Annotated in this window: 9 protein-coding genes; 3 read left to right on the forward strand and 6 right to left on the reverse strand. The window is 63.7% G+C overall.

Annotation, left to right across the window (positions count from 1 at the left end; translation table 11 throughout):
* Nucleotides 1-260 precede the first annotated feature (260 nt).
* On the forward strand, nt 261-635 hold the full coding sequence (gene nirD / locus ACP7B9_RS12635) for a nitrite reductase small subunit NirD (RefSeq protein WP_425863882.1): 375 nt from the start codon (nt 261-263) through the stop codon (nt 633-635).
* Between the two features lie 86 nt (nt 636-721).
* Here nirD and ACP7B9_RS12640 read toward each other — a convergent pair whose 3' ends face one another.
* Both ACP7B9_RS12640 and ACP7B9_RS12645 read right to left on the reverse strand, forming a co-directional pair.
* A complete protein-coding gene (locus ACP7B9_RS12640; RefSeq protein ID WP_425863860.1) occupies nt 722-2,563 on the reverse strand; it encodes a phospho-sugar mutase in 1,842 nt (613 codons plus the stop codon).
* Between the two features lie 33 nt (nt 2,564-2,596).
* Nucleotides 2,597-3,412: a purine-nucleoside phosphorylase gene (locus ACP7B9_RS12645; protein ID WP_425863884.1), complete on the reverse strand. Its 816-nt coding sequence runs from the start codon at nt 3,410-3,412 to the stop codon at nt 2,597-2,599.
* 178 nt (nt 3,413-3,590) lie between these two features.
* Between ACP7B9_RS12645 and ACP7B9_RS12650 the strand changes: the two genes are divergently transcribed.
* On the forward strand, nt 3,591-4,931 hold the full coding sequence (locus ACP7B9_RS12650) for an NAD(P)H-quinone dehydrogenase (RefSeq protein ID WP_425863886.1): 1,341 nt from the start codon (nt 3,591-3,593) through the stop codon (nt 4,929-4,931).
* Between the two features lie 232 nt (nt 4,932-5,163).
* Here the strand turns inward: ACP7B9_RS12650 and ACP7B9_RS12655 are convergent, their stop codons facing one another.
* From ACP7B9_RS12655 to ACP7B9_RS12665, 3 genes are read right to left on the reverse strand one after another with little or no spacing between them, the layout of a single operon-like run.
* Nucleotides 5,164-6,684 (reverse strand): FAD-dependent oxidoreductase, encoded by a 1,521-nt coding sequence (locus tag ACP7B9_RS12655; protein WP_425863861.1) that lies wholly within the window; start codon nt 6,682-6,684, stop codon nt 5,164-5,166.
* The gene (locus ACP7B9_RS12660) at nt 6,681-8,852 is read right to left on the reverse strand and encodes a molybdopterin oxidoreductase family protein (protein ID WP_425863863.1); all 2,172 of its coding nucleotides are present in this window, start codon (nt 8,850-8,852) and stop codon (nt 6,681-6,683) included. The genes ACP7B9_RS12655 and ACP7B9_RS12660 overlap by 4 nt, the downstream gene beginning before the upstream one ends.
* A complete protein-coding gene (locus ACP7B9_RS12665; RefSeq protein WP_425863865.1) occupies nt 8,852-10,258 on the reverse strand; it encodes an MFS transporter in 1,407 nt (468 codons plus the stop codon). Before ACP7B9_RS12665 ends, ACP7B9_RS12660 begins: the two co-directional genes overlap by 1 nt.
* Nucleotides 10,259-10,597: 339 nt before the next feature.
* On the opposite strand from ACP7B9_RS12665, the gene ACP7B9_RS12670 reads away from it, so the two are divergent.
* Nucleotides 10,598-12,007 carry an MFS transporter gene (locus ACP7B9_RS12670; protein WP_425863866.1) on the forward strand — a complete coding sequence of 470 codons (1,410 nt, stop codon included), beginning with the start codon at nt 10,598-10,600 and terminating at the stop codon, nt 12,005-12,007.
* 133 nt (nt 12,008-12,140) lie between these two features.
* Here the strand turns inward: ACP7B9_RS12670 and ACP7B9_RS12675 are convergent.
* On the reverse strand, nt 12,141-12,218 hold a 78-nt coding region (locus tag ACP7B9_RS12675), incomplete at its 5' end, for an IS3 family transposase (protein ID WP_425860737.1).

Raw genomic sequence — 12,218 nt, forward strand, 5'->3', positions numbered from 1 at the left:
CCGGATCATGCCGGCCTCAACGTGTAGTTCAATGCTACGAAGCTGCCATTACTGAGCCATTTCGCAAATGTAACGAGCATTTAACAACGTCCTCACGGGACGGTGCACAGTGGCGGTGAGACAAGGTTAACTTTGCCGTCATACGGGGTGCGGAAGGGAGAAACATGGGCGTCATAGTGTGTGAGTCAGTTGTCCAGCAGAAACGCCGCGCAACACCATCTGTCCCGCCACAAACGTAAGGAACGCTCATGGAAAAGCTCATGGAAAAGCCCCGCACCGCCCACCAGTCACGTGCCACGCACCATGGACTTTCGCCGCAGTGGTTCCGAGTGTGCGCTCTCCGCGATTTGGAGGATTCGTGGGGCGAGGCGGCACTTATCAACGGCCAGCAGGTTGCCCTGTTCCGTGTGGGTGAGAACGACGTTTTTGCCGTCGCTCAGGCAGACCCCGCAACGCGGTCGCACGTCATGGCCAGGGGGATGGTTGGATCGCGGGGAAACACACACACGATCGCGTCGCCCCTGCACAAAGAGGTCTACTCCTTGGCGACGGGGGAGTGCTTTGGCCGCCCCGAGCTGCACCTTGGCACGTACCCGGTGCGCGTCGTCGACGGCGCCATTGAGGTTGAGATCTAGCCCTTAACCAGTCTTAACGCATCGAAACCACAGATCACGCGATATTTCCGAGCGGAAAGTCGCGTGATCTGTGGTTTGGATGAGGCTTAGAGGCTTTCTAGCCCCAGAGCAGCTTTCACATCAAGTACGACGGCGGCCAGCGCACGTTGCGCCTCTTCCCTGGCGGCGGTCAGCTCATCCGTCCCGGCGGCGGGAACGATGACTTCCAGGTAGCACTTGAGCTTCGGCTCCGTGCCGCTGGGCCGGATAATCACCCGGGTGCCATTCTCGGTCAAGTACGACATACCATCGGTGGCCGGCAGATCCTTGGTCCCGACCGAAAGATCGGTCAGTTGGGCAACGCTAGAACCGTCGAAGCTGACAGGCGGCTGCGCTCGCAGACGGGCCATCATTTCGGTGATGTCAGAGAGCTCTTCAACACGGATGCTGATCTGGTTGCTGGAATGCAGTCCATGCTCAAGCGCCAAGTCATCCAACACGTCAAAGAGGGTGCGCCCGACGGACTTGAGTCCGGCCGCCATTTCGGCCAGCAACAAACCTGCCGAGATGCCGTCCTTGTCGCGAACAACCTCCGGGGCAACGCAGTAGCCCAAGGCTTCTTCATAGCCAAAGGTCAGCGAAGGCACCCGCGAAATCCATTTGAACCCGGTCAGGGTCTGGACGTGGTCGTAGCCTGCCTTTGCGGCAATTTTCGCCAGCAGTCGCGAGGAAACAATCGAGTTGGCAAAGACCGGCTTGCTTGTGTTTTTGGCGCCAGCTGGATTTGCAGCGACACCTGCGCGCCCGCCGCGGGCTACAAGATGCGCACCCAACAGGGCACCCACCTGGTCTCCATGCAATTGGTGCCATTGCCCGGTGGCCGGATCGAGCGCGCCAACGGCTGCCCTGTCGGCGTCGGGATCGTTGGCCAAGACGATGTCGGCACCAACCTTTTCGGCCAGTGCGAAGGCCAGGTCCATGGCGCCGGGTTCCTCGGGATTCGGGAAGGATACCGTGGGGAAGTCCGGATCCGGCGAGGATTGTTCGGGGACGGCGTGGATGTCCGTGAAGCCGGCCGCGTTCAGGACGGCAAGGGCCGTTTCGTGCCCTACTCCGTGCAGGGAGGTGTGCACAATGCGCAGCTCCCGAGCTGGGAAAGCGTCAGTGTCCGCCAGTGCGGCGATAGTTTTCTTGTAGTCCTCAAGCACTTCGGCGCCGATGACGGTCCAGCCATCGCTGGCCATGTCAATTGCAGAGGTATCGCCGAGTTCCGGAGTCTTGGCGACCGCGGCAATGTGACCGGCGATCAGGGAATCATGCGGGGCAACAATCTGCACGCCGCGGGCCTCCGGGGCCACGGCCCGGCCACCCAGATACACTTTGTAGCCGTTGTCCTGGCGTGGATTGTGGCTGGCGGTGACCATGATGCCGGCCTCGCACTTCAACGCCCGCACGGCGAAGGCCAGGACGGGTGTTGGCAGGGGAGTCGGCATCAGGAAAGTTTCGATCCCCGCGGCGGTGAGGATGGCCGCAGTCTCCTGGGCAAAGGCCGCCGAGTTATAGCGGGCGTCAAATCCCACAACCGCCCTGGGCTGGTAGGTGGGCTGAGGCGCGGAGGAGGTTCCGGCGTCGTCCGTTAGGGGAGCGTCAGCCAACGCCAACAGGTGGGCGGCCACACCGGCGGCGGCGCGACGCACGACAACCTTGTTCATCCGGTTCGGGCCCGGCCCCATGGCGGCGCGCAGACCTGCCGTGCCAAACTGCAGATCGCCGGCAAAACTGTCGGCCAGCTCCACGGGATCGGTGAGGGCAGCAGCGATCATGGCACGCAGCTGCGCAGCCGTTTCCGGGTCAGGATCATGCGTTGCCCACTGGTCTGCAGCTTCCTGCAAGGCGGCAACTTCGAGTGCGGCGGTGGACTCGGATTGGCTCTGGTTTACATGTCTCACCAGATAAATGTAACCGCACCGCCGCGCGAAGTCCTACAATTTCGCGATGATGCCTGCCAGCAGTGCCGAAATGCGCGGGCCCGCGGCGACACCGGCCTCGAGAACTTCCCCATGGCTGAGCGCCGTGGGGCTGATGCCGGCGGCAAGATTGGTGACCAGCGAGATGCCAAAAACCTCCATGCCGGCGGCACGGGCGGCGATGGCTTCCAACGCCGTGGACATGCCCACGAGATCGGCGCCGATGCGCTTGGCGTACTGCACCTCCGCAGGAGTTTCGTAATGGGGACCCGTGAACTGCGCGTACACGCCCTCATCCAGGCTCGGGTCCACTTCGCGGGCCACGGCGCGCAAACGGGAGGAGTAAAGGTCCGTCAGATCAACAAACGTTGCACCCTCGAGCGGCGAGGTGGCCGTCAGGTTGATGTGGTCGCTGATCAGGACCGGGGTGCCCGGCGTCCAGGCCTCGTTGAGTCCGCCACAGCCGTTGGTCAGCACCATGATCTTTGCTCCCGTCGCGGCAGCCGTGCGGACGCCGTGAACGACGGCGCGAACGCCCTTGCCTTCGTAGAAGTGGGTGCGGGCGCCGAGTACAAGGACGTTCTTTCCGGCGGGCGTGCGGATGGAGGTCAGCGTTGCGACGTGGCCCACCACGGCAGGAGCCGAGAATCCGGGGACGTCGGCGGCGTCAACCACGGCTGTCACCTCACCAATGAGGCCCGCTGCTTCACCCCATCCGGAGCCAAGGACAACGGCGATGTCGTGCGTGGGGACACCCGTATGTTCGGCAATATAGGCGGCGGCCTCGGCGGCCAGCTGGGTGGGATTGGTCTGGGCTGGCGTCTGTTCAATAGTCACGAAACCAACATACCGGCACGAGCCGCACATGCACAGAAAGCTGAGAAGTTGGTGCACGGGGCTGCCTAGGGAAGAATGGTCTCTCGTGACCAGTCAACAGGATGTATTCCAGCCCTTTGCCCTTCCCAGCCTTGCCATTCTTGGTGGTGGACCCGGCGGTTATGAAGCCGCCATGGTTGCCGCGTCGATGGGTGCCGAGGTGACCATCGTTGAACGTGCCGGATTGGGTGGTTCCGCCGTTCTGACCGACGTTGTCCCGTCCAAGTCGCTGATCGCCGTGGCCGAGGCCATGAACCGCAGCGTTGACTCCACACAGCTCGGTGTGAGCTTCGAATCTGCCGAGGGCAACCCCAAGACCGTCATGAAGGCGGATCTGAAGCAGATCAACGAACGCGTGCTGCGCCTAGCCAAGGAACAGTCGGCCGATATCCGCCGTGGCCTTGAAGCCGTCGGCGTGAAGATCGTCATCGGCACCGGCCGCCTCCTGGATAACCGCACCATTGAGGTTGACCGCGGCGAGTCACGCGAAATCATCAAGGCCGATTCCATCCTTGTCTCCGTTGGCGCCCACCCGCGCGAACTCGCAACTGCCCAGCCCGACGGCGAACGCATCTTCAACTGGACGCAGATCTATGATCTTGAGGAACTTCCCGAAGAGCTCATCGTAGTTGGCTCGGGTGTCACCGGCGCCGAATTTGCCTCGGCTTTCAACGGCCTAGGCTCCAAGGTCACCCTGATTTCCAGCCGCGACCAGGTTCTGCCCGGCGAGGATTCTGACGCTGCTGCCGTGCTCGAGGACGTTTTTGCCCGCCGCGGACTGCGTGTTCTTTCACAGTCACGCGCCGAGGCCGTAGAGCGAACGGCCGACGGCGTCGTAGTCACCCTGGGCGATGGCACCAAGGTCACCGGCAGCCACTGCCTCGTGTGCGTAGGCTCCATCCCCAACACCACGGGCATCGGCCTGGAAGCCGCTGGCGTCCAGATGACCCCGAGCGGCCACATCAAGGTCGACGGCGTCTCACGCACCAGCGCGCCCAACGTATACGCCGCCGGTGACTGCACGGGCGTCTTCGCGTTGGCATCCGTTGCAGCCATGCAGGGCCGCATTGCGGTTGCTCACATGGGTGGCGACGGTGTTCGCCCGCTCAAGCTCAACCACGTTTCCTCCAACATTTTCACCTCGCCGGAGATTGCTTCCGTTGGCGTTTCGGAAGCGGATGTGGCCTCCGGAAAGTACCAGGGCGATGTCATCAAGCTGTCCCTGAACACGAACGCCCGGGCCAAGATGCGTGGTGTCAGCGATGGATTCGTCAAGATCATCGCGCGCAAGGGCTCCGGCACCGTCATCGGCGGTGTGGTTGTGGGCGCGGGCGCCTGTGAACTCATCTTCCCGATCGCGATGGCCGTGACCCAGAAGCTGCACGTGGACGACGTCGCGAATACCTTCACGGTGTACCCATCCATGTCAGGTTCCATCTCCGAAGCAGCGCGCCGCCTCCACGTCCACATGTAGCCGTGGTGGCACTTTCGCTATGCGCCTGACTGAGGGTCGGGTTTGGCGCATAACGTGGTGGCACTTTTGTTATGCGCCCGACTGACGTCGGGTTTGGCGCACTAGCGCTTATGCGCCGTACTGGCTGCCATTACGGCGCATAGGCAAAGTCGCAGAGCACTGAAATGACCTTATGCGCTGCAGTTGGTTCAAGTTCGGCGCATAAGGTCAAGTCGGGGCTAGCTTTTTAGCTTTAGGCCGGGGCGAAATGCGCCTCGATGAGGTTCTTCAGGTCGCTGTGGCAGCCGCCGCAGCCTGTTCCGGCGCGGGTGGCGGCCGATATTTCTTGCACGCTGGAGCAACCGCCAACGACGGCGGCCGTAATGGTCTCCTCCGCGACACCGGCACAGCGGCACACCGTCCGGGCTGGATCAGCCATGGTGGCCATCTCGCGGTCCGGGCCGTCCAGACGCAACAGCGCCGACCTGTCGGCGGGCAGTTCAGAGCCACGTTCAAACAGCAGCGTCAGCTCGGCCCCCGTGCGCGGCATGCCAACGCTGACGAAGCCTGAAAGCACACCGTCGCGGGTGCTCATCTTCACGTATTTCCCGTGTTCGGGATCGGCCCAGACGCTCACCGAAAGGCCGGGGACGTCGTCGAACGGGCCAGCGGCAACGTCTCCTGCCACGGCCACATCTACACCGCGTGCCTTGAGCATCATGACTGGGGCCCGTTCGGACGGCAGGGGGACAGCGGCAGCGGCTGAGCCGGTGAGGAAAGCTGCCAACCATTCGGCCTGCCGCCAGCCCGGGCCGATCAAGCCCAGCGGTCCCGAGCTATCGGCGCATTCTGCGCAGTCAGCATCGAGGCAGCGGACCTCGGCACAGTCACCCACGGCGAATACGTTGGGATCGTGGTGTGCCGCCATGGTGTGGTCCACCAGGATGCCGCGATCGGTGGCCAAACCGGCACCTGCCGCCACTTCCACACGGGGCCGAACGCCACAGGAAAGCACCAGCAAGCCGCCCTGAACTGCCGAGCCATTCTCCTGCAGCAGGCCGGAGAATGTGGCGATGCCGTCGGCTCCCGGCGCCATTTCCACGCCCACGGCGCGGGCCTGGGCGACCACGGTGATGCCGCGGGCCCGCAGGGCTGCTGCCACCGTGTGTCCGGCCCCGGCGTCGATGCTGCGGCCAAGAGTGTGCGCCCCGTGGTGGACCACCGTCACCTCGGCGCCCTCATCGCGGGCGGCCAGGGCAGCCTCGAGCCCCAGAATTCCACCGCCCAGGACCACCACCTGCTGGCGGCGTTCGACGGCGTCGCGCAGCACGGCAGCGTCGGCAAGGTCGCGCAGGGCTATTACGCCACGAGGCAGCGGTACTCGCGCGGCGGGATCCGGGTTGAGCCCGTGAAGTGTGGGGACCACGGGGCGGGCGCCGGTGGCGAAAACCAGCTTGCCGTAGTTGATCCACGTGCCGTCAACAAGCAGCACAGCCTGGCGGGCGCGGTCCACGCGTCGCACGCGCGCGTCCAGATGCACCGCAACACCGGCGGCCTCCAGCTCGGCCGGATCGGACACGGAAATGGCTTCCGCCGTCGTCCTGCCCACGCCCAGATCAGCCACCAGAACTCGGTTGTAAGCTGCCGAGCTTTCCTCGCCAATGATGGTCAGGGACAGTTCGCCCCGGCGGACGCTGGGCAGCAACTCGTCGGCCAGCCGTGCGGCAACGGGGCCATAGCCCACGATGACCACGTGGTTCGGTGAAATAGTCATGACGCCTCCTGAAGGTCTGCTCGCGCAGGATCGGCGGTGCTCGGCGTGCTGTGGGCCGCCGTCACGGTGACGGAGCTTGCCTTGAATTCGGGCATGCCGGAGATGGGGTCAACCGCCGCGCTGGTGAGCAGGTTGGCGTTTTCCTCGTGCGGAAAGTGGAATGGCAGAAAAACGGTGTCGCTGCGAATGGCCGTGCTGAGTTTCGCGGTGCAGCGGACGGTACCGCGCCCATTCGCGATGATGACGTGTCCGCCGTCGGCTATTCCACGGGCCGCGGCAGCCAGCGGATGGATGAGCAGCTCGGCGTGGGGGACAGCACCGGCAAGCTCCGGCACATGCCGGGTCTGGGCGCCCGACTGGTAATGCTCCAGCAACCGTCCGGTGACAAGCGCCAGGGTGGAGTCGGCGAAAAGCGCATCCCGCGCAGTGGTCGCGGCTGGTGAAACCGGCGTCAGCACGGCCCGGCCGTCAGCATGGGCGAAGCTTTCCAAGAACAACCGAGGCGTGCCCTGGCTACCCGTCGGATACGGCCAATACGCCTCGGCGCCGGAATCGAGGAGGGCATAATCAATGCCCGAGTAATCCGACAAACCGCCAGCGGAGGCCGCACGCAATTCGGTGAAAACGGTCTCCGGGTCCGGGCTGAACGTTGACGGAGCATCCAGCCGGCGAGCGAGCTCGGAGAAGATCCACAGCTCGCTCCTGGCACCGGCGGGCGGCGTCACGGCCGCGCGACGGCGCAGCACCCGCCCCTCGAGATTGGTGATGGTGCCTTCCTCCTCGGCCCATTGCAGGACCGGCAACACGAGATCGGCCTCCCTCGCCGTCTCGGACATCACGAAATCGCACACCACCAAAAAGTCCAGGCTGCGCAGGCCCTTGACCACTTCGCTGGCGTTGGGTGCCGACACCGCAACATTGGCGCCGTGAATGAAAAACGTGCGGACGCCGTCGGGCTTCCCCAGCGACGCCAGAAGTTCGACGGCGGGAAGTCCCGGACCGGGGATGACGCTGGGATCCACGCCCCACACCTTGGCGACGTGCGCGCGTGCGGCGGGATCGGTGATCTTGCGGTAGCCGGGGAGTTGATCGGCCTTCTGGCCGTGCTCCCGGCCGCCCTGTCCGTTGCCCTGACCTGTCAACGTGCCGTAGCCGCTCGTGGCGGATCCGGGCAGGCCCAGGAGCAGGGCCAGATTGATGGCGGCCGTGGCGGTATCGGTGCCATCCACGTGCTGTTCCACGCCGCGGCCCGTGAGGATGTAGCTTCCGCCGCGGCTGACGCCCTCGGCCAGTCGGCGGGCCGTCTCACGCAGCAGGTGCACCGGGACGCCTGTGACGGACTGAACCCGTTCGGGCCACCAGGAGGAGACGCTGCGAGCCAGTGCTTGATAGCCGGTGGTGCGGCTGGCGATGAAGCTTTCATCCACGAGACCCTCGTGAATGACGATGTGGCTCAGGCCCAAGAGCAGGGCCAGATCCGTTGCCGGGACGGGCTGCAGGTGCAGGCCAGCGCCGTCGGCCGTGAAATCCGCTGTGGCCGTGCGGCGAGGGTCAACCACGATCAGCCCGCCCGCGGCGCGTGCCCCTTGGAGGTGCTGGACAAACGGCGGCATGGTCTCGGCAACGTTGGAACCAAGCATCAAGACGGTGTGGGCCGTGTCCAGATCCGCGAGCGGGAACGGCAGCCCCCGGTCCAGACCGAAAGCGCGGTTACCGGCGGCCGCTGCCGAGGACATGCAAAACCGGCCGTTGTAATCGATGCGGGACGTGCCCAAGGCCAGCCGGGTGAACTTGCCCAGCTGGTACGCCTTTTCATTCGTCAGCCCGCCGCCACCAAAAACACCCACTGCATCGGGGCCAAATTCTGTGCGCGTCTGCTTCACCTGGTCCGCGATCAGATCAAGTGCCTGGTCCCACTCAATGGGGCGGTGGATGCCATCGGTTCCGCGGAGCAGGGGAGTGGTCACACGCCCCGGGTGCCCCAGAAGGGACGCCGAGGTCCAACCCTTCCGGCAAAGGCCGCCCCGGTTCGTGGGGAAGTCGCGGCCCTCGATGGTGGGTGTGGCCTCTGGTGACGGGGCGGCGGCCGGGGTGACGCGCATGGCGCACTGCAGCGCACAGTAAGGGCAATGCGTGTCGGTCCCGGCCGCCGTCGTGAGCTTCTTCATTAGATGCGGCTCAGTGCCGTCGCGGAGGACGGGCGCAGGTAGACGAGCCAGGTGACGGCCATGAGGATCAGGTACGCCGCGACGAAGCCGAGGAACGCACCCTGGTAACCGCCCGTGGCGATGCGTGAGGCGTTCAAGACCTGCGGGACCACGAATCCGCCGTAGGCGCCGATGGCCGAGATGATGCCCAGCGCGGCCGAGCCCTTTCGAGCGGCACTCATCATGCCGCCGTCGGACGCGTCAGAGGAGCTGGCTCGCAGCGCAAAGACCATGGGGATCATGCGGTACGTGGAGCCGTTGCCGACGCCGGCTGCCGCGAAGAGCACTAGGAACAGGGTTAGGAACAGCGGGAAGCTGCCCAGCGGGAGTGTGAGGAGTTGGGCCAGGGCCGTGAGTGCCAGGACACCGAAGGAGACCAAGGTGATGCGGGCGCCACCCCAGCGGTCGGCCAGCTTGCCGCCGTAGGGACGGGCGAGTGAGCCGATCAAGGCGCCCAGGAAGGCCAGTGAAATGATGGCCGGGCCGATGGGAATTCCCACGCCGGCGCCGAAGGTATCCATGATGAGCTTCGGGAAGACCGCGGAGAAGCCGATGAACGAGCCGAAGGTGCCGATGTACAGCAGTGCCAAGATCCACAGATGCGGTTCACGTAGCGAGGCCAGCGAACCGGCGATGTCCGACTTCGCGCTGCTGAGATTGTCCATGTACTTCCAGGCGCCCCAGGCCGCGATGAGGATGAAGGGAATCCAGATGAGTCCCGCAGCGGATAAGCCCACGTTGCCGACGGCCAGGATCATGACGGCCAGGGGCACCGTGAACTGTGCGACGGCGGCACCAAGGTTTCCGCCGGCGGCGTTCAGTCCCAGCGCCCAACCCTTTTCGCGGGCCGGGAAGAAGTAGGTGATGTTTGCCATCGAGGAGGCGAAGTTTCCGCCGCCCAGGCCGGCAAGGGCTGCAACGGCGAGCATGGCGCCGAAGGGGGTGTCGGGGTTGCTGACGCAGATCGCCAGACCCACGGTGGGGATCAGCAAGAGCAGTGCGGAGATGATGGTCCAATTGCGTCCGCCGAACCTAGCCACCATGAAGGTGTAGGGGATGCGCAGTGTGGCTCCCACGAGGGAGGGGATGGAAATGAGCCAAAACAGCTCGCCCGAACTGAAGGTGAATCCCGCTCCGGGAAGGAAGACCACAACAATGGACCAGAGCTGCCAGATGACGAATCCTAAGAATTCGCACGCGATGGACCAGGCGAGGTTCCGACGGGCGATGGTGCGTCCCACAGACTCCCACTGCCCCTTATCCTCCGCATCCCACTGGTGGAGCCAGCGCCCGCGGCTGCTGGTGATGATGGCGCCGCTTTGTTGCTCGGGTAACCGTGTGGTGCTCTCGATACGCTCTACCGTCATGACAAGCCTCCCGTTCGCTGCACAGTGATCTGTGCGGTTCTTCTGTGTTCACTACGTTAGAGAAGGGGAGTTTCGGGGCTTGTTCCCGGGTGTGAAATCGTTGTGACTTTTCCCTAACCAAGGGTCGAGGGGTGTTGTTAGGGTTGGTCAACGCCTCCATCCGGATCGTCCACCAGTTGGTACGATTGTCCAACTGGTGGACACTGGGAGTAACCTGAGGGTCGAGAATAATTCAAAACCGGCCTTGCCGCGCCACGTCAGCTCGCAGACTCTTCCTTTGGAAGTCTGTGAAATAACGTCTTCGGCGATCAAGAGCAAGGCCACGAGAGAAAGTCAACCATGAGCACCTCCCAAAAAGCGGGCGCGGCGGGAACGCCGCAGGTCAACAGCAGGGGCCGGGTCATTGTTGCCAGCCTTATCGGAACAACAGTGGAATTTTATGACTTCTATGTCTACGCCACTGCCGCCGTACTGGTCTTCCCCGCACTCTTCTTTCCCACGGCCGATGCCGCAACAGCGTTGCTGAGCTCCTTTGCAATCTTCGGTGTGGCCTTCGTGGCCCGCCCGCTGGGTTCCATTGTGTTTGGTCACTTCGGTGACAAGTTCGGCCGCAAGGGAACTCTGGTGGCCTCCCTGCTCACCATGGGTATTGCAACGTTCCTCATCGGTTGCCTTCCCACGGCACTCGTGCCGGGTTGGACGTTCTGGGCTCCGGCACTTTTGGTTGTTATGCGCTTCATGCAGGGCCTGGCTCTGGGTGGCGAGTGGAGCGGTGCGGCCTTGCTGGCCACCGAGAATGCTCCTGAAGGCAAGCGCGCCATCTGGGGCACGTTCCCGCAGCTGGGTGCACCGATCGGCTTCATCCTGGCCAACGGCATCTTCTTGGGCCTCAGCTTTGGCCTCTCGAGTGATCAGTTCCAGGCCTGGGGCTGGCGCATTCCGTTCCTGCTCAGCGCCGTCATGGTCATTGTTGGCCTGTATGTCCGCCTGAAGCTGGTTGAGACTCCTGCATTCCAGAACGTGATCGATCAGGGTGAAGTTGCCAAGCTCCCCGTGGGCCGCGTCTTCAAGACCAGCTGGCGCCCGCTGATTCTGGGTACCTTCGTCATGTTGGCCACCTACGTGCTGTTCTACCTCATGACAACCTTCACGTTGTCGTACGGAACGGCAGCGTCCTCGCTGGACGCCGCCAAGGCCGCAGCGGAGGCCAAGGGCAAGCCCATGTCGGCCGACGCGATCGCCTCATGGGTTCCGGGTCTGGGTTACACCCGCAATGAATTCCTCATCATGCTCATCATTGGCGTGGTCTTCTTCGGCATCTTTACGCTGGTCTCCGGTCCCTTGGCCGAGAAGTTCGGCCGCCGCAAGATGCTGCTGTGCGTTACGTCCGGCATCCTGGTCTTCGGCCTGACATTCGTGCCGCTGTTCGGAGCCGGCACTGCCGGTGTCATGGCGCTGCTCATCCTTGGCTTCACGCTGATGGGTCTGACGTTCGGTCCCATGGGTGCGCTGCTGCCTGAACTGTTCCCCACCAACGTCCGCTACACGGGTTCGGCCATCAGCTACAACGTGTCCAGCATCCTGGGGGCGGCAGTTGCGCCGTTCATCGCGGTGGCCCTCTGGCAGTCCGCCGACGGCAGCCCGGTACTGGTAGGCATCTACCTCTCCGCCATGGCTGTGCTGACCTTGATTGCACTGCTCATCATGAAGGAAACCCGCGACCTGGAGTACACCTCCAACGTCAGCTAACTCCTCCTTCCAAACGCTCCTTCAGATAAGGGGCGCTCAAGACGGACGCTCCTGCAGATAAGGGGCACAAACGCCAAACGCTCCCTCATTTCAATGAACTGGGCCCCGAAAGTTGGACTCGGTAAATAAGAGTCTACGCAGCCAGTGCCTGAGCCCGATATTCCATTGGGCTCAGGCACTGCAGCGTTAACGAGATGCGGTCGGTGTTGTA

The organism is Arthrobacter sp. TWP1-1 (assembly GCF_049897845.1).
GTDB lineage: Bacteria > Actinomycetota > Actinomycetes > Actinomycetales > Micrococcaceae > Specibacter.

Excerpts from the sequence above, each read along its gene's own strand:
- nirD (WP_425863882.1), top strand. The coding sequence starts at position 261 with ATGGAAAAGCCCCGCACCGCCCACCAGTCACGTGCCACGCACCATGGA.
- ACP7B9_RS12650 (WP_425863886.1), top strand. The coding sequence starts at position 3,591 with ATGGTTGCCGCGTCGATGGGTGCCGAGGTGACCATCGTTGAACGTGCC.
- ACP7B9_RS12655 (WP_425863861.1), bottom strand. The coding sequence starts at position 6,684 with ATGACTATTTCACCGAACCACGTGGTCATCGTGGGCTATGGCCCCGTT.
- ACP7B9_RS12660 (WP_425863863.1), bottom strand. The coding sequence starts at position 8,852 with ATGAAGAAGCTCACGACGGCGGCCGGGACCGACACGCATTGCCCTTAC.
- ACP7B9_RS12665 (WP_425863865.1), bottom strand. The coding sequence starts at position 10,258 with ATGACGGTAGAGCGTATCGAGAGCACCACACGGTTACCCGAGCAACAA.
- ACP7B9_RS12670 (WP_425863866.1), top strand. The coding sequence starts at position 10,598 with ATGAGCACCTCCCAAAAAGCGGGCGCGGCGGGAACGCCGCAGGTCAAC.